This is a genomic window from Enterococcus sp. AMC1086 (assembly GCF_058216575.1).
Genome location: NZ_CM177100.1, coordinates 1592091 through 1613671 on the forward strand (window position 1 = coordinate 1592091; position 21581 = coordinate 1613671).

At 36.7% G+C, this 21581-nt stretch carries 23 protein-coding genes; 20 read left to right on the plus strand and 3 right to left on the minus strand.

Annotation, left to right across the window (positions count from 1 at the left end):
* Positions 1-2 precede the first annotated feature (2 nt).
* From AC4BC4_RS07415 to ybaK, 3 genes are all read left to right on the plus strand, one after another.
* On the plus strand, positions 3-1205 hold the full coding sequence (locus tag AC4BC4_RS07415) for an MFS transporter (RefSeq protein WP_490477271.1): 1203 nt from the start codon (positions 3-5) through the stop codon (positions 1203-1205).
* Between the two features lie 14 nt (positions 1206-1219).
* Positions 1220-1975, plus strand: a complete 756-nt coding sequence (gene aroD, locus AC4BC4_RS07420; RefSeq protein WP_490477272.1) for a type I 3-dehydroquinate dehydratase — start codon at positions 1220-1222, stop codon at positions 1973-1975.
* A gap of 169 nt (positions 1976-2144) precedes the next feature.
* A complete protein-coding gene (ybaK, locus tag AC4BC4_RS07425) occupies positions 2145-2615 on the plus strand; it encodes a Cys-tRNA(Pro) deacylase (protein WP_490477361.1) in 471 nt (156 codons plus the stop codon).
* Positions 2616-2632: 17 nt separating this feature from the next.
* Here the strand turns inward: ybaK and AC4BC4_RS07430 are convergent, their stop codons facing one another.
* The gene (locus AC4BC4_RS07430) at positions 2633-3028 is read right to left on the minus strand and encodes a ribonuclease HI family protein (RefSeq protein WP_490477273.1); all 396 of its coding nucleotides are present in this window, start codon (positions 3026-3028) and stop codon (positions 2633-2635) included.
* A gap of 83 nt (positions 3029-3111) precedes the next feature.
* Here AC4BC4_RS07430 and AC4BC4_RS07435 point away from each other — a divergent pair, with 83 nt between their 5' ends.
* Positions 3112-3555 (plus strand): EbsA family protein, encoded by a 444-nt coding sequence (locus tag AC4BC4_RS07435; RefSeq protein WP_490477274.1) that lies wholly within the window; start codon positions 3112-3114, stop codon positions 3553-3555.
* 35 nt (positions 3556-3590) lie between these two features.
* Here AC4BC4_RS07435 and AC4BC4_RS07440 read toward each other — a convergent pair whose 3' ends face one another.
* The gene (locus tag AC4BC4_RS07440) at positions 3591-3791 is read right to left on the minus strand and encodes a cold-shock protein (protein WP_025869040.1); all 201 of its coding nucleotides are present in this window, start codon (positions 3789-3791) and stop codon (positions 3591-3593) included.
* A 456-nt stretch (positions 3792-4247) separates the two neighbouring features.
* Between AC4BC4_RS07440 and AC4BC4_RS07445 the strand changes: the two genes are divergently transcribed.
* The 16 genes from AC4BC4_RS07445 (at position 4248) to AC4BC4_RS07520 (ending at position 20398) form a co-directional block, all read left to right on the plus strand.
* Complete coding sequence (locus tag AC4BC4_RS07445) at positions 4248-4631, plus strand: hypothetical protein (protein ID WP_490477275.1); 384 nt, start codon at positions 4248-4250, stop codon at positions 4629-4631.
* Positions 4631-5332 carry a CBS domain-containing protein gene (locus tag AC4BC4_RS07450; RefSeq protein ID WP_490477276.1) on the plus strand — a complete coding sequence of 234 codons (702 nt, stop codon included), beginning with the start codon at positions 4631-4633 and terminating at the stop codon, positions 5330-5332. Before AC4BC4_RS07445 ends, AC4BC4_RS07450 begins: the two co-directional genes overlap by 1 nt.
* 6 nt (positions 5333-5338) lie before the next feature.
* Complete coding sequence (gene lspA / locus AC4BC4_RS07455; protein ID WP_438756094.1) at positions 5339-5815, plus strand: signal peptidase II; 477 nt, start codon at positions 5339-5341, stop codon at positions 5813-5815.
* The gene (locus tag AC4BC4_RS07460; RefSeq protein ID WP_438756093.1) at positions 5802-6707 is read left to right on the plus strand and encodes an RluA family pseudouridine synthase; all 906 of its coding nucleotides are present in this window, start codon (positions 5802-5804) and stop codon (positions 6705-6707) included. The genes lspA and AC4BC4_RS07460 overlap by 14 nt, the downstream gene beginning before the upstream one ends.
* A gap of 317 nt (positions 6708-7024) precedes the next feature.
* The gene (gene pyrR, locus AC4BC4_RS07465; protein ID WP_490477277.1) at positions 7025-7582 is read left to right on the plus strand and encodes a bifunctional pyr operon transcriptional regulator/uracil phosphoribosyltransferase PyrR; all 558 of its coding nucleotides are present in this window, start codon (positions 7025-7027) and stop codon (positions 7580-7582) included.
* 33 nt (positions 7583-7615) lie between these two features.
* Positions 7616-8893, plus strand: a complete 1278-nt coding sequence (locus AC4BC4_RS07470; protein WP_490477278.1) for a solute carrier family 23 protein — start codon at positions 7616-7618, stop codon at positions 8891-8893.
* 93 nt (positions 8894-8986) lie between these two features.
* Complete coding sequence (locus tag AC4BC4_RS07475) at positions 8987-9913, plus strand: aspartate carbamoyltransferase catalytic subunit (RefSeq protein ID WP_438756090.1); 927 nt, start codon at positions 8987-8989, stop codon at positions 9911-9913.
* 9 nt (positions 9914-9922) lie between these two features.
* Positions 9923-11206: a dihydroorotase gene (pyrC, locus tag AC4BC4_RS07480; RefSeq protein WP_490477279.1), complete on the plus strand. Its 1284-nt coding sequence runs from the start codon at positions 9923-9925 to the stop codon at positions 11204-11206.
* A 2-nt stretch (positions 11207-11208) separates the two neighbouring features.
* Complete coding sequence (locus tag AC4BC4_RS07485) at positions 11209-12288, plus strand: carbamoyl phosphate synthase small subunit (protein WP_490477280.1); 1080 nt, start codon at positions 11209-11211, stop codon at positions 12286-12288.
* Positions 12288-15467, plus strand: a complete 3180-nt coding sequence (gene carB / locus AC4BC4_RS07490) for a carbamoyl-phosphate synthase large subunit (protein ID WP_490477281.1) — start codon at positions 12288-12290, stop codon at positions 15465-15467. Before AC4BC4_RS07485 ends, carB begins: the two co-directional genes overlap by 1 nt.
* Positions 15468-15548: 81 nt before the next feature.
* Positions 15549-16331 (plus strand): dihydroorotate dehydrogenase electron transfer subunit, encoded by a 783-nt coding sequence (locus tag AC4BC4_RS07495; protein WP_490477282.1) that lies wholly within the window; start codon positions 15549-15551, stop codon positions 16329-16331.
* On the plus strand, positions 16328-17257 hold the full coding sequence (locus AC4BC4_RS07500) for a dihydroorotate dehydrogenase (protein WP_490477283.1): 930 nt from the start codon (positions 16328-16330) through the stop codon (positions 17255-17257). Before AC4BC4_RS07495 ends, AC4BC4_RS07500 begins: the two co-directional genes overlap by 4 nt.
* Positions 17254-17970, plus strand: coding sequence for an orotidine-5'-phosphate decarboxylase (gene pyrF, locus AC4BC4_RS07505; protein WP_490477284.1), 717 nt, complete (start codon positions 17254-17256; stop codon positions 17968-17970). Before AC4BC4_RS07500 ends, pyrF begins: the two co-directional genes overlap by 4 nt.
* Positions 17970-18605: an orotate phosphoribosyltransferase gene (pyrE, locus tag AC4BC4_RS07510; RefSeq protein WP_490477285.1), complete on the plus strand. Its 636-nt coding sequence runs from the start codon at positions 17970-17972 to the stop codon at positions 18603-18605. Before pyrF ends, pyrE begins: the two co-directional genes overlap by 1 nt.
* 186 nt (positions 18606-18791) lie before the next feature.
* The gene (locus AC4BC4_RS07515; protein WP_438756082.1) at positions 18792-19493 is read left to right on the plus strand and encodes a carbonic anhydrase; all 702 of its coding nucleotides are present in this window, start codon (positions 18792-18794) and stop codon (positions 19491-19493) included.
* A gap of 14 nt (positions 19494-19507) precedes the next feature.
* Complete coding sequence (locus AC4BC4_RS07520) at positions 19508-20398, plus strand: LysR family transcriptional regulator (protein WP_490477286.1); 891 nt, start codon at positions 19508-19510, stop codon at positions 20396-20398.
* 98 nt (positions 20399-20496) lie between these two features.
* Here AC4BC4_RS07520 and hisC read toward each other — a convergent pair whose 3' ends face one another.
* Positions 20497-21555 carry a histidinol-phosphate transaminase gene (hisC, locus tag AC4BC4_RS07525; protein WP_490477287.1) on the minus strand — a complete coding sequence of 353 codons (1059 nt, stop codon included), beginning with the start codon at positions 21553-21555 and terminating at the stop codon, positions 20497-20499.
* Positions 21556-21581: the final 26 nt, after the last annotated feature.

Sequence of the window (21581 nt, forward strand, 5' to 3'; positions counted from 1 at the left end):
CGATGAAAAACAAATACACACCGACCGCCATAGGTCTATATATCAACTATATTGTCCATGGGATGGGCGTTATCATTATTTCACAAAACCAAAATTCTTTGATGACTCAATGGGATACGGATTTGATGGGGATTGCTAAAGTTATTTCGATGTTAGGGATAGGTCGTTTGATTGCGATCATGATATCAGGTCGTTTATCTGATAAATTTGGACGTAAGCCATTTATTTATCTGGGAATGGTGACTTATGCAGCTTACTTCTTCGGAATTTTATATAGCCCAAGTGTTGAGTTGGCAATGTTTTTTGCAGTAGTTGCAGGAATTTCAAATTCATTCCTTGATTCAGGTACGTATCCTGCTTTAATGGAGTCATTTCCGAAAACAGCTGGAACAGCAACCGTTTTATTGAAAGCATTTATCCAAGCTGGTCAATTTGCTTTACCACTGATCATTAAATTTTTAGTTTCTAATCACTTATGGTTTGGCTGGTCATTTATGATCGCAGCAATTTTACTTGGTATCAATGCAATTTACTTGTGGAAACAACCATTTCCAGATGCGGATGCCAAACTTGCTGAGGAAACAGAAGACATCGTGGAGCAGGCACCGGCAGTTAAATTTAAATCAAAACCCAAAATGGCAATCGAAGGTGTTGCATTTGTCATTTACGGTTTTATCGCACAAGCAACGTTTTATCTGATCAGTCAATTTATTGGAACATATGGTGAACAAGTTGCTGGTATGGCTCAAACAGATGCAGGCGTGTTAGTTTCTTATTATTCAATTGGGTCATTATTATGTGTAGCATTTACAGCAATTATGGCATCTAAAGTTCGTTCAGTTTATCTAGTTGTTATCTATACCTTTGTTTCATTTTTGACAATCGCTGTAATGTGGTTGTTCCCGACACCACTTGTTTGTATGATTGGCGCAGCTTTAGTCGGTTTCTTTGCAGCAGGAGGCGTGTTACAATTAGGACTAACTGTTATGGGCGAAATGTTCCCAGCAGGTAAGGGAACAATTACAGGAATTTATTATACATTTGGTAGTATAGCTTCGTTTGTTATTCCAGTTGCAGCAGCACAAATCGCAAAAACTAATGTACGTGGTATCATGTTATTCGATACGATTATTGCAGGAATCGGTTTTATCTTGGCCGTTATTATTTTCATTCGCTATCGTCAAACAATTGATACTGTTAAATAAGTAGGAGGCAAAAAATGAATACAGTGACAGTAAAAGATGTGACTCTCGGAAGTGGGAGTCCTAAAATTATTGTTCCTCTAGTAGGAAAAAATGAAGTAGAATTAATAGAAGAAGCGAACTATTTATTAACGATCGATTGTGACTTGGTTGAATGGCGTGTTGATTTTTTTGAACAAGTTGCAAATTTTCAGGTGACTGCAGAAATGTCAAAAAAAATAGCAGAAATCTTGTCAGATAAACCTCTATTATTCACCTTCCGCACCAAAAAAGAAGGCGGAGAGATTGCATTTTCAGATGAACAATATTTTGGCTTATATAAAGCAGTTATTGAGAATGGTGCAATTGATTTACTAGATATTGAGTTGTTTATGGATGATGATCTTGTCCAACAAACGATTAAAATAGCACATGAAAAAGAGGTCAAAATTGTGATGTGCAATCACGATTTCGATAAAACACCTAATAAAGAAGAAATTGTTTCAAGATTATGTAGCATGCAAGAAAAAAATGCAGATATTTGTAAAATTGCTGTAATGCCGCAATCTTCAAATGATGTATTAACACTTTTGGAAGCAACAAATGACATGAAAACAACTTATGCCGATCGACCAATCGTCACCATGTCAATGGGACAATTAGGCATGGTCAGCCGGATGTGTGGCGAAATCTTTGGTTCAGCAATGACATTTGGTGCCGCTAAAAAGGCATCTGCACCAGGTCAAGTACCAGTAAGTGAATTACGTGAAATTCTCAAAACATTAACACTTTAAAAAATTAGATTGGAACAGAATCGTTTATTTAGATTCCTTAAGGTTAAGATATAACTCGTAGCGTTATGTCTTAGCCTTATTTTGCTTGCATCCATTGATTTCTCTGATAAACTTAATTGTGAGGTGAATAGACTTGGCTAAGAAAAAAAAGATACAAAAAACAAATGCAATGCGAATTATTGAACAACACAAGATTACTTATGTAGAATACGAATTTGAATGGAGTGAAGATCATTTAAGTGCAGATAATGTTGCTGAAAAGATAGGGATCGAAGAAGGAAAGATTTTTAAAACTTTAGTGACAGTAGGAAATAAAACCGGACCTGTCGTTGCAGTTATTCCAGGAAATAAAGTATTGGATTTAAAAAAATTAGCGATAGCAAGTGACAATAAAAAAGTTGATATGCTTCATTTGAAGGACTTAGAAGAAACGACAGGTTATATTAGAGGAGGATGTTCTCCGATAGGAATGAAAAAATTATTTCCAACGTTTATTGCCGAAGAAGCTAATCAATTTGACACAATTATTGTCTCAGCTGGAAAAAGAGGGATGCAAATAGAGGTATCACCATTATCTATTCTTCAAGTGACAAACGGAAAAATAGCTGATCTAACCATGAATGATCAAAAACAGGAATAAAGACTTACAAGTAACTATTACTGGAATTTTTGTAACGCTTGTCTGGCTAACGTATCTGCGCCTTTATTTTTACTTTCGGGCAGCCATTTTACTAATAGTAAAGGGAAACGATTTTCTAGTTGTAAAAAGCTTTGTAAATAAGATTGAAATAAAGGGTTTTTGGCATGTTTTTTTTCGATTGTTTGGATAACTATTTTACTGTCAGAATGAATCAGGACAGTTTGACCGTTTAGTTTTTTTTCAATGATTAATTGTAGAGCGTAAATAAAAACTTTAAACTCAGCCTCGTGATTGGAGCATTCCCCAAGCGGGACATGAATTTGATCGTGAAGTGCATCCCCTACAATAACGATACCGCCAGCACTTGGTCCAGGATTTCCTTTTGTTGCAGCATCGACATATATTCGTAACATAAAAATCTCCTTATTTTCTTTTTGTTAAAAGTTGAAGTATGTTATTATTATAACATACTGAATTTTTATTAAGGGGTCGCTACATGAAGAAAAAAGTCTATCATTGGCAACCAGAATTATCAACAGCGATAATTTATTGGTCCTGTACATTTGGCATTTTATTTTTAAGTTTGATTTTGACGTTGGAACATACGCGTCCATATTTGATTAGTAATATTGTGTTAGGAATTTTCTTTTTCTTTGCATTATTAGGGTTTAATCGTTATTTTATGATTGACGATAAGTATTTGATTGTTCATGCACTACTACCAGTGAGACGCAAAAAAATAGTATTATCAAAAATAGAAGTAATTCGTGTTGGTCCTAAGTGTATTGAAGTAAAAACATCTGAATTCAAAGAAGGGACACAAATGTTTATTATGACCAAGAAAAATAAAACCGCATTTATAGTGTCCCTCAAGCAACATCCGTTATTTAAAGCAAAAATTATGGATGACCCTGGGTTGACTATTAGTAAACATTATTAAAAAACAGCATTCTGCCAGGCAGGATGCTGTTTTCTTTATATTTTCTTCACATGAGCGGCTTGTAATCCGCGTGTACCTTCCATTACTTCAAATTCAACGGCTTGATTTTCTTCCAATGACTTAAAACCATCTTCTTCAATCGCTGTGAAATGAACAAAGATTTCTTCATCTTCATTGTACCCAATAAAACCGTAACCTTTTCTATTATCGAACCACTTGACGAACCCTTTTTCCATTCAAATCACGCTCCTTTATTTTCTAAAGTCTAGCATCATTATAAGGTGAAAAAATGAACCCGTCAAACTTTTACAAAAAAGATATTTATGGGATAAGAAAGTCTTATGATAGCCATTTTAATCAATAATAACCTAACAAAAATGCATACAACGTCTGTTATCGTTCGGGAAAACATTGTTTTATCTGATCATATATCGAAAGTTTTCAGGTCGGTAAATTGATTGTCTGCCAAAAAAGTAAAAGAATTCACTGGTTTCAATTAACAGGACACAGATTTTTTAGAAAATAGAAAGGAAAATCAAGTTTAGAACGAACTAAAAACAATATTTTTTTATTCAAGAGTTTTCATTAGGTTTTTTTCAAAGAAAAATTTATTTTTACTCAAATCAACTTCTTTCTTCCAGTCTGCAAGTTTTTGTTATATACTTTAAACTAAAGCTCGAGGAGGAATCAGCATGAATATTCGTTGTACTAGAAATACCGGATTTTATGGAATGGGTAGTCCGATCGAGGTCAGAAAAAATGGTGAAAAGTGGATTTATTTAACCCAAAATCAAACGAAGAACATGGAAATAGATGACTCAGTCTGCACAATACAAGCTAAGTTTTTCTTTTTGAAAAGTGTCCCTTTTTCTGTGAGGGATCAAGGACAATTGATTAATTTAGAGATAAAGATGAATCCTACACTGATTTTGGTTTATGTTATACTATTCGTTGGAATGCTCTTGATTCCTGTATTGCATTTAAATATAGTAGGAATTTCACTCTTACTTGTCATTTATTTTATTTTTGTGTTTTCAATGTTAAATAAAGCATATATAATCAAGGAGAAAGTGTAATGGGTGAGAGAGCTGAGGCGTTTTTAAGTAGTTTTAATCGTGTTGAAAAATGGTTTCGTGAACAATTAAATAGTCCAACCAATATGGGCTTTAGTGAAATGGTTCGTCGTTTATCCAGGAAAAAAGATAGTCAAATAGCATTGTTTCAAGATGATTTATTGCAAATGGCTCAATTAAGAAATGCGATTGTCCACGAACAAATTTCATCTGACTTTGTGATAGCTGAACCCAATGAGTGGGCTGTTCGCCGCATATTGGAAATTGAAAAAGCGTTGATTAGTCCTGAAAAAGTTTTACCTCGTTTTTCAAAAAAGGTCACCGGATTCGATGTAAATATTTCAATCAAAGAAATTTTATCGATCGTTGCTCGTAAGCGCTATTCACAATTTCCAATTTATGATGATGGAGTATTTAAAGGCTTGATCACGGTACGTGGCTTGGGGATTTGGTTAGCAGTAGAAAGTTCCAAAGGCGACATCCAATTAGAAGGAAGAAAGGCTTCTGAACTTTTAGTTCGTAATTTTAAAGGCAATAACTACCAATTCGTCGACAAGGAGACAACGGTCTTTCAAGTTGAAAAAATGTTTGTGACGCAAGTCAAATTAGAAGCGATCCTGATAATAAAAGATGGTGATCCCAATGGTAGTTTGCTTGGTATCATTCGTCCAAGGGATTTATATAATAATTTAGAGAAGGAATGAAAGCCGTTGTTAGCAATATATTTAATTATCAGTGCAGTGTTGATCGGTTTAGATCAGTGGGTCAAATATTTGACCGTTGCCAATATTCAATTAGGTGAAACGAAAGAATTTATTCCTGGCTTCTTGTCTTTTACGTACCTTCGTAATACAGGTGCCGCATGGAGTCTTTTGGAAGGAAAAATGTGGTTCTTTTATATTATTACGGTGATCGTGGTAGCCGTAGTGTTATATATCTTAGTTAAAAACGTTAATGGAAGCAAATGGTTTGCAGTCGGTTTGAGTTTAGTGCTAGCTGGCGCTATCGGAAATTTTATTGATCGCTTACGTCTTGGTTTCGTTGTTGATATGTTTCAAACAGAATTTATTCGCTTTCCTATATTCAATGTTGCTGACTCAGCGCTTGTTATTGGCGTGATATGTATTTTTATTTATTTGATTTTAGACGAAAAAGCAGCAAAGGATGGAAAAAATGGACCAAATTAATGTAAAAATAAAACAAGAAAAAGGACGAATTGATAAAGTTTTAAGCGACTTATTGAAAGATCATTCCCGTTCGCAAATTCAGCAATGGCTAAAGGACCAAAATATTACGGTCAATGGTGAAATTACTCGTTCAAATTATAAAGTAAAAGAAAATGACGAGATTAGTATCAATATACCTGAACCAGTAGAACTTGATGTTTTGGCAGAAGATATTCCGATCGAAATTGTTTATGAGGATGACGATGTATTAGTCATCAATAAGCCTCAAGGCATGGTCGTTCATCCATCAGCAGGACATCAAGATGGAACACTTGTAAATGCGTTGTTATATCACATAAAAGACTTATCATCGATCAATGGTATCATCCGTCCAGGAATCGTTCATCGTATTGACAAAGATACTTCTGGTTTGTTGATGGTCGCAAAAAACGATAAAGCTCATATTGCATTAGCAGAACAATTAAAAGATAAAACGTCAATTAGAAAGTATATTGCTTTAGTTCATGGTGAAATAGCCCATGATAAAGGTGAAATCAATGCACCTATCGGTCGTTCAAAAAATGATCGCAAAATGCAAGCCGTGATCGAAGGCGGAAAACCTGCAGTAACACACTTTGAAGTTTTAGAACGATTTGAAGGGTTTACTTTAGTACAACTACAATTAGAAACAGGACGTACTCATCAAATTAGAGTTCACATGAAATATATCGGGTATCCAGTTGCTGGTGATCCTTTATACGGACCAAGAAAAACGTTAAAAGGCAATGGTCAATTTTTACACGCCGAAGTGTTAGGTTTTAAACATCCGACAACAGGCCAGATGATGGTATTCGAAGCGCCTTTACCAGAACTTTTTGAAAAAACTTTAGACCAATTAAGAAATAATGATTGATTTATTTTTAAAGAAAAGGTACACTGTTTTAGAAAGAAAATTAAATAAGCAATCCTTTAATAGTAGTCCCGTGAGGCTAAGAAGGAAACATGCAGAATACTATCTAGGTGCGCTTAGAAAAAATCTGCGTGAGATGAATAGTATCTTTGCATAGATAAATTCAATCCTCCTATCCGAATACGGGTGGGAGGATTTTTTTGATGTTAATTGCTGTGAATCATGAAAAAGAGCAAGCATATCCGCCTGATATGCTGAAACAGGAAGCTCCAAAGGCATCTTAGTTACCGAAAAATCCGTATTTTTAGGAGGAGCAAAAAATGCAAGAAAAAGAAGTCGTTGATACTGTGACAATGAAACGAGCACTGACAAGAATTACGTATGAAATTATCGAAAGAAACAAAGGCGTTCAAGATATCGTATTAGTAGGGATCAAAACCCGCGGGATTTACATCGCTCAAAGAATTGCAGAACGATTAAAACAATTAGAAACCATCGAAGTTCCTGTTGGTGAGTTGGATATCACATTATATCGTGACGATATGGACGGTCAATCAATGAAAGATCGTTCATTAGGAGAACCAGAACTTCATTCTTCTGATATTCCAGTTTCATTAGAAGGAAAAGAAGTCATTTTAATTGATGACGTTCTGTTTACAGGGCGGACGATCAGAGCTGCAATGGATGCCGTGATGGATTTGGGACGACCACGAAAAATTTCATTAGCCGTTTTAGTAGATAGAGGACATAGAGAACTTCCAATTCGAGCAGATTATGTTGGCAAAAACATTCCGACTTCAATGACAGAAGAAATCATCGTTGAAGTAGAAGAAAAAGACGGCGTCGATCGGATTTTGATTGCAAGCACAGAGGAATAGACAAATATACTAGTAAAGATAGGATAGGTTGATATGACAGAAAAAGAATTTCGTAATGATGAAGCAGTTTTAGATATTCACGACAGACCCAAGACAATACATTGGATTGGATTGAGTTTACAACATCTATTCACAATGTTTGGCGCGACAGTTTTAGTCCCGATATTAGTTGGAATCGATCCAGGGATTGCATTGGTCAGTTCAGGTCTTGGAACGATCGTCTATTTATTTGTAACAAAGGGAAAAATTCCAGCATATCTGGGAAGCAGTTTCGCCTTTATAGCTGCCATGCAAATGTTGATGAAAAGCGATGGCTACCCGGCAATCGCTCAAGGAGCAATCACAACAGGACTGGTTTACTTAATCGTTTCAATTATTATTAGTAAAATCGGTTCGGCTTGGCTAGATAAAATTTTGCCGCCGATCGTGGTCGGACCAGTGGTAATGGTCATCGGACTAGGTTTGGCTTCAAATGCTGCAAATAACGCGATGTTCAACGATGGAAACTATGATTTTAAATTCATTGCAGTTGCTCTGATTACATTAGGATTAACAATCTTCTACAATATGTTTTTCAAAGGATTCTTAGGGTTGATTCCGATTTTACTTGGAATCGTAAGCGGCTATCTTGTTGCATTAGTATTCGGTATTGTGGATGTAGAGCCAATCAAACAAGCAGCTTGGTTTGCTATGCCGAACTTTGAAATTCCTTTTGTGCAGTATGAGCCAAAGCTATATTTAAATGCAATCACAACAATGGCACCAATCGCCTTTGTTACAATGACCGAGCACATCGGACATCTAATGGTTTTAAATAAATTAACTAAGCGGAACTTTTTCCAAGAGCCAGGCTTATCAAAAACATTGATGGGTGACGGTGCAGCACAGATTGTAGCTGGTTTAGTCGGAGGACCTCCTGTCACAAGTTACGGAGAAAATATTGGTGTTTTAGCCATTACTCGAGTACACAGTGTGTTTGTCATCGCAGGTGCTGCAGTCTTTGCAGTCGGTCTTGGGTTTGTAGGAAAATTAAGTGCAATTATTTTAAGTGTTCCAGGTCCAGTTATTTCCGGAATCAGCTTTGTTCTTTTCGGTGTAATTGCCGCTAGCGGATTAAAAATCTTGATCGATAATCAAATCAACTTTGACAAGAAGAAGAATTTGCTGATTGCCTCAGTGATTTTAGTCATTGGAATCGGTGGCTTGGTCTTTAAACTAGATACTTTTGAATTATCGTCAATGGCATTAGCAACAGTTTTAGGAATTATTCTTAATCTAATTTTACCTGAAACGGCTCGTAGTGAAGAATAGTTTATCTAGGAAAAAAACATCTCAGTTATAATTCCACATTTTTTTGCCAGAGATGAAGCCTATTACGCTTTTAAATTTAGGAGGAATGAATGCATGATCATCACATCTGAACGTATCAGTTTAAAACATCTTTTGACTGTTGAAGCCTTAAGTGATCAAGAAGTTATGGGGTTGATCCGTCGCGCACAAGAGTTTAAACAAGGGGCCGTTTGGCAGCCTGAAAAAAAACAATACTTTGCGACAAACTTATTTTTTGAAAATAGTACTCGAACCCATAAAAGCTTTGATGTTGCAGAGAAAAAGCTTGGAATTGAAGTGATTGAATTTGAAGAAAGTATGAGTTCGGTCAAAAAAGGTGAGACCCTTTATGATACAGTGTTGACGATGTCAGCAATCGGAGTCGATGTAGCAGTTATTCGCCACGGAGAAGAAAATTATTATGATGAATTGATCCAAAGTAAAACGATCCAATGTGCCATTATCAATGGTGGAGATGGTAGTGGGCAACATCCTAGCCAGTGCTTACTAGATTTGATGACGATTTATGAAGAATTTGGTCACTTTGGCGGATTAAAAGTTGCAATCGTTGGAGATATCACTCATTCTCGAGTAGCAAAATCCAATATGCAAATGCTAAAACGACTTGGAGCAACAATTTATTTCTCTGGACCAGAAGAATGGTATGACAAGCAATTTGAAGCATATGGTCATTATATGCCCCTTGATGAAGTGGTTGAAACAGTGGACGTGATGATGATGTTGAGAGTACAACACGAGCGCCACGACGGTTCAGAAATTTTTTCAAAAGAGGATTATCATAGAGATTATGGTTTAACAGTTGAGCGCGCTAAACGACTGTCAAATCAAGCAATCATCATGCATCCAGCACCTATTAACCGAGATGTGGAATTAGCGGATTCACTTGTAGAAGGAATCCAATCACGTATAATTCAACAAATGAGCAATGGGGTTTATATGAGAATGTCAATTTTAGAAGCAGTATTACAAGGAAAGGCATAGGTGAACTAAATGAAAACACTTATCAAAAATGGAAAAATCATAAAAAAAGACAATCAATTGATTCCAGCAGAAATTTGGATCGAAAATGGGAAAATCAGAGCAATTGGTGAATGTTTTGAAGAAAGCACATTTGAAAAAGTTTACGATGCAAAAGGACAATTGATCATACCTGGATTAGTCGATGTCCATGTTCATCTAAGAGAACCTGGTTTTACCTACAAAGAAACAATCAAGACGGGAAGTAAATCAGCCGCTAGAGGTGGATATACAACTGTTTGTGCGATGCCAAATTTAAATCCAGTACCTGATACTGCAGAGAAATTAAAAGAAGTTTATGAGATCATTGAAAAAAATGCTGTGGTAAAAGTGTTACAATACGCACCAATCACAGAAGAGCTGCGAAGTGAAACATTAACGGATCAAAAAGCACTAAAAGAAGTTGGTGCTTTCGCATTTACAAACGATGGTGTAGGAGTACAAACTGCTGGAACAATGTATCTTGCAATGAAAGAAGCCGCAGCAATTGGCATGGCGATCGTAGCCCATACCGAAGACGAATCACTCCTTTTTGGTGGAGTCATGCATGAAGGGAAAATTTCTAAGAAACTAGGATTACCGGGGATTTTAAACTCCACAGAGGCATCACAAATTGCTCGAGATGTTGTTTTGGCTGGTGAGACTAGAGTCCATTATCATGTCTGTCACGTGTCAACAAAAGAAAGTGTCCGTGTGATTCGTGATGCAAAAAAAGCTGGAATTCATGTAACGGCAGAAGTGGCTCCCCATCATTTGATTTTAATTGACGAAGATATTCCGGAAGACAACGGTTTTTGGAAAATGAATCCGCCCCTTAGAGCAACAACTGATCGCGATGCGCTGATTGAAGGCCTGCTTGATGGCACAATTGACTGTATTGCAACTGATCATGCACCTCATGGATTAGAAGAGAAAAACCAAACTTTTCTAAAAGCGCCATTTGGAATAGTAGGCAGCGAGACAGCCTTCCAATTGATCTACACACATTTTGTTGAAACAGGCAAATTTACACTTGAACAAGTGATTGATTGGATGGCAACGAAACCAGCAGAAATTTTTGGTCTGACCGCTGGAACACTGACTATTGGAGCACCAGCAGATATAGCTGTTTTCGATTTAGAGTTGGAAGAAACGATTGATGACAATGAATTTGAATCACTGGGAGTGAATACACCTTTCGTTGGTTGGAAAGTCAAAGGAACAACCTTAATGACTTTTGTTGATGGACAATTAGTTTGGTTAAAGGGAGATGCATAAATTTGAAGCGACTATTGATACTAGAAGACGGAACCATTTTTGAAGGAAAAGCGTTTGGTGCAGATGTCAATGTTGTTGGAGAAATCGTATTTACAACAAGTATGACAGGCTATCAAGAAACGATCACTGATCAAAGTTTCAATGGTCAAATCATTACATTTACCTACCCAATGGTCGGCAACTATGGTGTCAATCGCGATGATTATGAATCAATTACTCCAACTTGTAAAGGAGTAGTAGTTAAAGAACAGGCTCGACTTGCCTCGAATTGGCGTGCACAAATGACGTTAGATGAATTTTTAAAAAGAAAAGGAATTCCAGGGATTTCAGGAATCGATACACGTGCACTGACGCGAAAACTTCGTTCAGTCGGAACCTTGAAAGCTGCTTTCATTGATGCAGATGATGATTTGACTCATGAATTCGATCAGTTGAAAGCAACGGTTTTACCTAAGAATCAAGTAGCTCAAGTATCAACAACTAAGCCATACCCAAGTCCAGGTATCGGTCGAAATGTAATAGTAGTTGATTTTGGTTTAAAGCATAGCATATTACGTGAACTATCAAAACGTCATTGTAACTTGACTGTTTTACCTTATAATACGACGGCTGAAACAATTTTAGAACTTTCACCCGATGGCGTGATGCTGACAAATGGACCAGGTGATCCTAAAGATGTACCGGAAGCGATTAAAATGATTCAAACAATTCAAGGCAAAGTACCGATTTTTGGGATTTGTCTAGGTCATCAGTTATTTGCTTTGGCAAATGGAGCGGATACCTACAAAATGAAATTTGGTCATCGGGGATTAAATCATCCTGTCAGAGAAATCGCGACTGGAAGAATCGATTTTACTTCACAAAATCACGGATATGCAGTAGATGAGGCAACGGTTGATTCTGAGCAATTGCTGGTCACCCATGTGGAGGTAAATGATGGTTCTGTTGAAGGCGTTAGACATCGTCAGTATCCAGCATTTACGGTTCAATATCATCCAGATGCAGCGCCAGGACCTCACGATGGACTTCACTTATTCGACGAATTTATGGAACTAATGGATGCTTGGAAGGAGCAAGACTAATGCCAAAAAGATCAGATATCAAAAAAATCATGGTTATCGGTTCAGGACCAATTATTATTGGTCAGGCGGCAGAATTTGATTATGCCGGTACTCAGGCTTGTCTTGCTTTGAGAGAAGAAGGCTACGAAGTCGTTTTGGTCAATTCAAATCCAGCAACGATTATGACCGATAAAGAGATTGCAGATCACGTATATATTGAACCAATCACGTTAGAATTCGTTTCACGGATTTTGAGAAAAGAACGTCCAGATGCATTATTGCCAACACTGGGCGGTCAAACAGGATTGAACATGGCGATGGAACTGGCAGCTTCAGGTATTTTGGATGAATTAAACGTAGAACTATTAGGCACCAAACTAAATGCCATTGACCAAGCCGAAGATCGTGATTTATTTAAACAATTAATGGAAGAGTTAGATCAACCAATTCCAGAAAGTGAAATCGTCAATACGGTTGAACAGGCGGTCGAATTTGCCAATCTAATCGGTTATCCAATCATCGTACGCCCTGCATTTACCTTAGGCGGTACAGGCGGAGGGATGTGTGATAACGAAGAGGAATTACGAAACACCGCTGAAAATGGTTTGAAATTGTCCCCAGCAACTCAGTGTTTGATTGAAAAAAGTATTGCAGGATTTAAAGAAATCGAGTACGAAGTAATGCGTGATTCTGCTGATAATGCGATTGTTGTCTGTAACATGGAAAATTTCGATCCAGTTGGGATTCACACTGGTGACTCAATCGTTTTTGCACCAAGCCAAACATTGTCAGATCATGAATATCAAATGCTTCGTGACGCATCTCTTAAAATTATCAGAGCATTAAAAATAGAAGGTGGCTGTAACGTTCAGTTAGCTCTAGATCCGCATAGTTTTAATTATTATGTGATCGAAGTGAATCCACGTGTTTCCCGTTCATCGGCATTAGCCAGTAAAGCTACTGGATACCCAATCGCTAAGTTAGCTGCAAAAATTGCTGTAGGTCTCACGTTAGATGAAATGAAAAATCCTGTCACAGAAACAACTTATGCAGAGTTTGAACCAGCTTTAGATTATGTCGTAGCAAAAATTCCTCGTTGGCCATTTGATAAATTTGAAAAAGGGGAACGTCGTTTAGGCACGCAAATGAAAGCGACAGGTGAGGTCATGGCGATTGGCCGTAACATTGAAGAGTCATTGTTAAAAGCTGTTCGTTCACTTGAAATCGGTGCTTATCATAACGAACTAAAAGAAATCCATGAAGTCAGTGACGAACGATTGACTGAAAAAATTGTAAAAGCACAAGATGATCGTTTGTTTTATCTATCTGAAGCAATTCGTCGAGGGTTTACGATCGAAGATTTGGCTATGCTTACCAAAATAGATTTATTCTTTCTTGACAAGCTACTTCATATCGTTGAGATAGAAGATAGATTGAAAAAAAATGTTAAGGATGTTGAAACGTTAAAAGAGGCAAAGCAAAATGGTTTTACAGATCGGAAAATTGCCGAATTGTGGCAGCTAAAAGAACAAGATGTTACTGACTATCGTCATGCACAACAAATTCTACCAGTGTACAAAATGGTCGATACTTGTGCGGCAGAATTTGAATCTCAAACACCTTATTTTTACAGCACATATGAAATTGAAAACGAAAGTCTTCGCTCCGATAAACCTTCTGTATTAGTGCTGGGTTCAGGCCCAATCAGAATCGGGCAAGGGGTAGAGTTTGATTATGCAACAGTTCACTCTGTAAAAGCAATTCAAGCAGCAGGATTTGAAGCAATCATTATGAATAGTAATCCAGAAACAGTCTCAACAGACTTTTCGATTTCAGATAAACTTTATTTTGAACCACTAACGCTAGAAGATGTGATGAATGTGATCGAATTAGAGCAGCCAATGGGCGTTATCGTTCAGTTTGGTGGTCAAACAGCAATCAATTTAGCGGAGCCATTAGTAAAACAAGGTGTCAAGATTCTGGGAACTTCAATCGAAGATTTGGATCGAGCTGAAAACCGTGACTTATTTGAACAAGCGTTACGAGAACTAGATATCCCTCAACCTCCAGGCGATACTGCAACAAGTGCTGAAGAAGCTGTAGTCATAGCAAATAAAATCGGTTATCCAGTTTTAGTTCGTCCGAGTTATGTACTTGGCGGTCGCGCGATGGAGATTGTTGAAAATAAAAAAGATCTTGAGGATTACATGCAAAATGCTGTAAAAGCTTCTCCAGAACACCCAGTATTAGTGGATAGCTATCTCTTAGGTAAAGAATGTGAAGTTGACGCAATTTGCGATGGACAGACGGTTTTGATCCCAGGTATTATGGAACATATTGAACGTGCTGGTGTTCATTCGGGAGATTCGATGGCTGTTTATCCACCACAAACCTTATCAAAAGAAATTCAGGAAACGATCACTGATTACACAAGAAAGCTGGCAATCGGATTAAATTGTGTCGGTATGATGAACATCCAATTTGTTCTCCATGACGAGAAAGTATATGTGATCGAAGTCAATCCAAGAGCGAGTCGAACAGTTCCATTTTTAAGTAAAATTACAGGAATTTCAATGGCTCAGGTAGCGACAAGAGTAATTCTAGGTGAAAAACTAACAGACTTAGGCTATCAAGATGGATTATATCCAGAAGGCAAACAAGTACATGTCAAGGCACCCGTTTTCTCATTTACTAAACTTCAAAAAGTAGATACGTATCTCGGTCCTGAAATGAAATCCACTGGTGAAGTAATGGGTTCTGATTATAGTTTAGAAAAAGCATTATATAAAGCTTTTGAAGCATCGGGATTGCACTTGCCGAGTTTTGGAGCGGTGTTGTTTACTATAGCGGATGAAACGAAAGAAGAAGCATTAGCGTTAGCGAAACGTTTTAATGACATCGGTTATAGTTTGATCGCCACTCAAGGAACCGCAAAATTCTTAGCAGATAATGGCTTGTTAGTTAAATCAGTTCTTAAAATAAACCAAGGGAGTGAAACTGTTCTTGATATGATTCGAAGCGGTGAAGCACAAGTCGCTGTCAATACAATGGATAAAAATCGTTCCGATTTGAAACAAGACGGATTTTTGATCCGAAGAGAAGCAGTTGAGCATGGTGTTCCGCTATTTACTTCGCTAGATACGGCGGAAGCAATCCTGAAAGTTTTAGAATCTCGAGCATTTTCAACTGAGCCAATTTAAGTTTGAAGAGGATGAGACAAAGCGAAAAAGTATCGTGCGTCGTCTTCTAAAATCGAATAGCGTTGTAAAGGAGTAGAATAAATGAAGCAGGAAATAATGACCATCACCTCTCAGCAACAACTAGCTCCCAGAATTTTCCAAATGACATTAACAGGTGAACTAGTTAATAAAATGGAAAAGCCCGGACAGTTTCTCCATATAAAAGTACCGCGTGAAGATATGCTCTTAAGAAGACCTATCAGTATCAATCAAATCGATAAACAAGCAAAAACGTGTACGATCATCTATCGAACAGAAGGTGATGGCACCAAAGTGTTAGCTGAACTTACTGAAGGAGACACGTTAGACGTTATGGGTCCTTTAGGAAATGGCTTTGATGTCGATTGTTTGAGTGCTGGGCAAAAAGCTTTCGTGATAGGCGGTGGAATTGGTATTCCGCCTATGTACGAATTATCAAAACAATTGATTGAAAGACAGATAGAAGTCGTTCATTTCTTAGGCTATGCCTCTAAAGAAGTCGCTTATTTCGAAAACGAATTTATCGCACTAGGGGATACAAGATTCGCAACAGATGACGGATCTTTTGGAGTTGAAGGAAATGTCGGGAATCTTTTGCTGGATGCACTGACAAAAGAGCAACCGGATGCTGTTTATGCCTGTGGTGCAAATGGAATGCTAAAAATGGTTGCACAAGTTTTTTCTGATAATCCTAATGTCTTTCTTTCATTAGAACAACGAATGGCTTGCGGTATGGGGGCTTGCTATGCCTGCGTATGTCATGTGCCAGATGATGAAACTGGGACAAAAAGTGTTAAAGTTTGCGATGAAGGGCCGATTTTTAGAGCCAGTGAGGTGGTTTTATGACGAAAAATTCGTTAGCTATAACTATTCCAGGTTTAAAATTAAAAAATCCTATCATTCCTGCGAGCGGTTGTTTTGGATTCGGAGAAGAATATGCTAAATACTACGATCTTAGCAAATTAGGATCGATTATGGTCAAAGCAACAACACCGCAAGCACGTTTTGGAAATGCAACCCCAAGAGTGGCAGAAACGCCTAGTGGTATGCTAAATGCGATCGGTTTGCAAAATCCTGGTTTAGATGTTGTGATGAATACCAAATTGCCAGCTTTGGAATCCTATGATTTACCAATTATTGCAAATGTGGCTGGCGCTTGTGAAGAAGATTATGTTGAAGTTTGTAGCAAAATCGGTGATGCACCAAATGTTAGTGCAATCGAGCTAAATATCTCCTGTCCGAATGTAAAACATGGAGGTATAGCTTTTGGAACAGATCCAGATGTTGCGTTTCAATTAACACAAGCTGTAAAAAAAGTGGCTAAAGTACCAATTTATGTAAAACTTTCTCCGAATGTGACTGATATTGTGCCAGTTGCACAAGCGATTGAAGCTGGTGGAGCAGATGGATTTTCAATGATCAATACACTTTTAGGAATGCGAATTGATTTGAAAACTCGTCGTCCAATTTTAGCTAATCAAACAGGAGGATTATCAGGTCCTGCAATCAAACCCGTTGCTATTCGCCTGATCAATCAAGTCTCACAAATTTCTAGTCTTCCAATTATTGGTATGGGTGGTGTTCAAACTGTAGATGATGTTTTAGAAATGTTTATGGCTGGAGCAAGTGCTGTCGGTGTTGGAACTGCTAATTTTACTGATCCTTATATTTGTCCGAAACTAATCGACGCTTTACCGATAAGAATGGCAGAACTTGGCATCGAATCATTAGAGCAATTAATTAAAGAAGTGAGAGAGGAAAAAAATCTATGAGTCAACGACCGATCATCGCATTAGATTTCCCTTCAAAAAAAGAAGTTGAGTTTTTTTTAGCCAATTTTCCTGAAGCAGAATCATTATTTGTTAAAGTTGGAATGGAACTGTTTTACCAAGAAGGACCTGAGATTATCCGTTGGTTAAAAATGTTAGGACATTCAGTTTTTCTAGACCTAAAATTACATGATATTCCAAATACAGTAGAACAATCAATGACAGGTTTAGCTAAACTGGGTGTAGATATTACGAATGTTCATGCAGCTGGTGGTATTAAGATGATGAAAGCCGCTAAAGCTGGATTAAAAAAGGGAACGAAAGCTGGAGCGAAAGAGCCGATTTTGATTGCTGTAACACAACTTACATCAACAAGTGAAGAGGAAATGCAGCAAGACCAATTGATTGAAGTCTCTTTAAAAGAAAGTGTGATTCATTATGCAAAATGTGCAAAACAAGCCGGATTAGATGGTGTTGTTTGTTCGGCATTGGAAGCAAATGATATTCACCAAGCGACTAATGAAAGCTTTATCTGTTTGACTCCTGGGATTCGTCCAAGAGGTAGTGACGTTGGAGATCAACAACGTGTTGTGACACCAAAAGATGCAAGAAAGATTGGTTCGACCTATATTGTAGTTGGCCGACCAATAACGCAGGCGAAAATACCTTATGAAGCGTACAAATCAATAAAAAATGAGTGGAATGGAGAAAGATAATGACAGAATTAGCCAAAACGATTGCCAAAGATTTATTAGAAATCGAAGCTGTTTTTTTAAGTCCAAATGAGCCTTTTACGTGGGCAAGTGGAATTAAGAGCCCGATTTATTGTGATAACCGAATCACGATGAGTTATCCAGTTGTTCGTAAAGAAATTGCAAAAGGACTTGCAAAAAAAATTAAAGAAACATATCCCGATGTACAAGTGATTGCTGGAACTGCAACAGCAGGAATTCCTCATGCAGCTTGGGTAGCAGATATTTTAGATTTACCGATGGTTTATATCCGTAGTAAAGCCAAAGAACATGGAAAAGGCAATCAAATTGAAGGTAGAATTTTCAAAGGACAAAAAATGGTCGTCATTGAAGATTTGATTTCTACTGGCGGAAGTGTATTAGAAGCAGCTGAGGCAGCAAAGCGTGAAGGTGCAAATGTGTTAGGTGTTGCTGCAATCTTTACCTATGAATTACCTAAAGGTACAGAAAAATTTGCAGAACACAAGATGGATTTAATTACATTAACCAATTATTCAACCTTGATCGATGCGGCATTGCAATCAAATTATATTGAAGAAAATGATGTTGCTTTATTAAAAAATTGGAAAAAAGATCCAGAAAATTGGTTAAATAAATAATTTGTTTCATAAAAAGTATAATTTTTGATCGTGTGTTCAAAGGTTATACTTTTTTCTTGATTATTCGATTCTTTAGTTCTATTTGAAAATGCGAATAAAAAAAGGGAAAATTAGTTTTTGAAAATTGACTGTTGTTACTAAATGGTATACAGTTATTCAGACGATAAAAATAGAAGGTGGGGTTTGATGAAAAATATTCGAAATATGGACGTGGAATGGGGTTATGAAGGTGAACTTGGACCAGAACATTGGCATACGCTATGTGATTGGTTTTCAACTGGAGCTAAGTATCCCTATCAATCGCCGGTTAATTTATCAAAAAACTTAATCAATGGTATATCTACTAGTAGAGCGATTGATTTTTGTTATAAAACAGAAGAATTTACTGAAAAAGAATTTAAGAATACATTTCATTTTGTTCCACCAAATACTGAAAGTTACGTGATATTTGAAGATGAAAAATATTATTTAACAGATATTCACTTCCACACACCAAGTGAGCATACTTTTGATGGAGAACATGCACCACTAGAATTTCATTTGGTTCACATGAATAATTCTGGTGATAACTTGGTTGTCGGCTGTCTATTTACGATTACCAAAGATAATAATAAATTTTCAAAAAAGCAAACAACGCTTGAATGGAACTCAGAGACGCATCAACAATGGTTTGATCCGTCGATTTTTTTACCAGAAAAAAAATCACATTTTCATTATTTAGGATCATTAACGACACCTCCAACAAAAGGACCCGTTCATTGGTTTGTGTTTGATTCTATTCAAAAAATGGATCAAGATTTTTTTGAGCGAATTGACGAAGGCATGTTACCGTTTAACAACCGCCCAGTTCAAGGGTTGAATGGACGTAAAATTTATTTTTCTGAATAAAATGGAGGATATTTATGAATATTCAACAGATGAAATATGTCGTAGCTGTTGCAAATAACGGTAGTTTTCGTGAAGCTGCGAAAAAGCTTTTTATCACGCAACCAAGCCTTTCTAATGGTATTCGTGACTTAGAAGAAGAGATTGGCGTAACCTTATTTATTCGTACTAATAAAGGTGCATCATTGACTGAAGAAGGATTGACCTTTTTAGAACATGCAGAAAAAATTTTAACCCAAATGGACATGATTGAAAATCGCTATCAAGAAGTGACGAAAAGTGAACGCTTTTCGATTTCTTCTCAACATTATGATTTTCTAGGTGAAGTGATGGGAAAAGTCATTCAGCAATTTAAAGATCAGTATAAAAATTTTCGTGTGTTCGAAACAACGACATTTAAGGTCATCGAAGATGTAAAAAGTTATCATAGTGAACTTGGTATTATATATTTAAATAGTCAAAATCAATCCGGAATCAAGCGTTATTTAGAACAAGCAAATTTAACATACGAGATTGTCGGGAGCTTTAAAACGCATATCTTTCTAGGAAAAGATCATCCCTTAGCACAACAAAAAGAAATTGAGCTAGAACAATTAAGTTGCTTTCCTCAAGTGCGTTTTACCCAAGAAGGAAGCAATTTTGCATACTTTTCAGAAGATTTGATTGAAAATCAGGAACAAGAAACAGTAGTTTATACAAATGATCGAGGGACTTTGATGAATTTGTTGGTAGAGACAGATGCTTATGCATCTGGATCTGGTGTGGTAACGGGTTTTACTAAAAAAGAAATTTGTTTAGTTCCCTTAGCTGAAAGTACAGATAATAAAATTTGTGTCCTTTATCAAAAAAACAAAACAATCAGCGCGATTGGTCAATTTTTTATAAAAGAATTGAAACAACTTTTTTGAAATAACTCAAAGAACAATCATTTAACAGTACAAAATGATAACGCAACAACTCCAAGAAACCAGATGAACTAATTCTGATTTCTTGGAGTTGTTTTTAATTATTGTTCATTGATTTCAACAAAATCGCTCATTAATTGTAAAACCTTTTCCATTTCTTCTTGTGTTCCTATCGAAACCCTTAAATAGTTGTTTAATCGTTCAATTTTAGGAAAATAACGAACAAAAACATCTTTGGCTTCTAAATAATGATAAAGCGTCTCAATGGTCAAATTAGGATGAGTGAGCAACACGAAATTTGTTTGTGAAATCAGAGAAGAAAACCCAAATGTTTCAATGTTTTTTGCAAACCAATCTCTCGTTTTGCAAATGTTTCTAATTATTTGTGCATAATATTTTTCATCCTCAACTGCAGCAACAGCCAATTTTTCAGCTATTATATCAACTGAATAAGGATTAAAAGATGATTTTATACTTTCCACAACTTTAATATACTTTGGATTGCCGATAGCATAACCCACTCGTAAACCAGCTAAAGAACTTGATTTTGACAAAGTTCGAATAACAACTAAATTAGGATACGTTTCCAGTAGTACGACAGCAGACTGATCTGCAAAATCTATGTAAGCTTCGTCAATGATTACAATGACGTCCTTATTTTCCTCCAATAATGCTTCAATTTCTGCTAGAGGTTTGAATAAACCAGTGGGTGCATTCGGATTGGCAATGATTATGCCACCGTTTATCTGTTTATAATCTTCTAAAGCTATTTCAAAATCATTGTTTAGTGGTAATTCCTTAAATGGCACTTTAAATAGATTCGCCCAAACTTTATAAAAACCATAAGTGATGTCTGGAAATAAAATTGGGTCCTGACTATTAAAAAAAGCGAGAAAACAAAAGGCCAATACTTCATCAGATCCGTTTCCAATTAAAAAATGGTCAGGAGATAAGCCATGTTTAATACCCAATGCTTTTTTTAAAGAGAGATTATCAATGGAACTGTATCGTTTTAATTGTTCCGTCTCGAATTGTTTCAGTACCTTAGCAACATTTGGCGACGGCGGATAAGGGTTCTCATTGGTATTCAATTTAATCATCGCAGGATAATTTGGCTGTTCTCCTGGAATGTATGGTGTAATGTTTCTGATCCCTTTCATTATCGTTTCTCTCCCTTCGTTTCTTT

Bases quoted from the DNA above. Each gene is read 5' to 3' on its own strand.
- hisC (WP_490477287.1), bottom strand. From the start codon at position 21,555: ATGAAAGGGATCAGAAACATTACACCATACATTCCAGGAGAACAGCCA.
- carB (WP_490477281.1), top strand. From the start codon at position 12,288: ATGCCAAAAAGATCAGATATCAAAAAAATCATGGTTATCGGTTCAGGA.
- AC4BC4_RS07435 (WP_490477274.1), top strand. From the start codon at position 3,112: ATGAAGAAAAAAGTCTATCATTGGCAACCAGAATTATCAACAGCGATA.
- AC4BC4_RS07495 (WP_490477282.1), top strand. From the start codon at position 15,549: ATGAAGCAGGAAATAATGACCATCACCTCTCAGCAACAACTAGCTCCC.
- AC4BC4_RS07415 (WP_490477271.1), top strand. From the start codon at position 3: ATGAAAAACAAATACACACCGACCGCCATAGGTCTATATATCAACTAT.
- ybaK (WP_490477361.1), top strand. From the start codon at position 2,145: ATGCGAATTATTGAACAACACAAGATTACTTATGTAGAATACGAATTT.
- AC4BC4_RS07450 (WP_490477276.1), top strand. From the start codon at position 4,631: ATGGGTGAGAGAGCTGAGGCGTTTTTAAGTAGTTTTAATCGTGTTGAA.
- pyrE (WP_490477285.1), top strand. From the start codon at position 17,970: ATGACAGAATTAGCCAAAACGATTGCCAAAGATTTATTAGAAATCGAA.
- AC4BC4_RS07500 (WP_490477283.1), top strand. From the start codon at position 16,328: ATGACGAAAAATTCGTTAGCTATAACTATTCCAGGTTTAAAATTAAAA.
- AC4BC4_RS07460 (WP_438756093.1), top strand. From the start codon at position 5,802: ATGGACCAAATTAATGTAAAAATAAAACAAGAAAAAGGACGAATTGAT.
- aroD (WP_490477272.1), top strand. From the start codon at position 1,220: ATGAATACAGTGACAGTAAAAGATGTGACTCTCGGAAGTGGGAGTCCT.
- AC4BC4_RS07520 (WP_490477286.1), top strand. From the start codon at position 19,508: ATGAATATTCAACAGATGAAATATGTCGTAGCTGTTGCAAATAACGGT.
- AC4BC4_RS07470 (WP_490477278.1), top strand. From the start codon at position 7,616: ATGACAGAAAAAGAATTTCGTAATGATGAAGCAGTTTTAGATATTCAC.
- AC4BC4_RS07430 (WP_490477273.1), bottom strand. From the start codon at position 3,028: ATGTTACGAATATATGTCGATGCTGCAACAAAAGGAAATCCTGGACCA.
- AC4BC4_RS07440 (WP_025869040.1), bottom strand. From the start codon at position 3,791: ATGGAAAAAGGGTTCGTCAAGTGGTTCGATAATAGAAAAGGTTACGGT.
- pyrC (WP_490477279.1), top strand. From the start codon at position 9,923: ATGAAAACACTTATCAAAAATGGAAAAATCATAAAAAAAGACAATCAA.
- AC4BC4_RS07515 (WP_438756082.1), top strand. From the start codon at position 18,792: ATGAAAAATATTCGAAATATGGACGTGGAATGGGGTTATGAAGGTGAA.
- pyrR (WP_490477277.1), top strand. From the start codon at position 7,025: ATGCAAGAAAAAGAAGTCGTTGATACTGTGACAATGAAACGAGCACTG.
- pyrF (WP_490477284.1), top strand. From the start codon at position 17,254: ATGAGTCAACGACCGATCATCGCATTAGATTTCCCTTCAAAAAAAGAA.
- AC4BC4_RS07445 (WP_490477275.1), top strand. From the start codon at position 4,248: ATGAATATTCGTTGTACTAGAAATACCGGATTTTATGGAATGGGTAGT.
- AC4BC4_RS07475 (WP_438756090.1), top strand. From the start codon at position 8,987: ATGATCATCACATCTGAACGTATCAGTTTAAAACATCTTTTGACTGTT.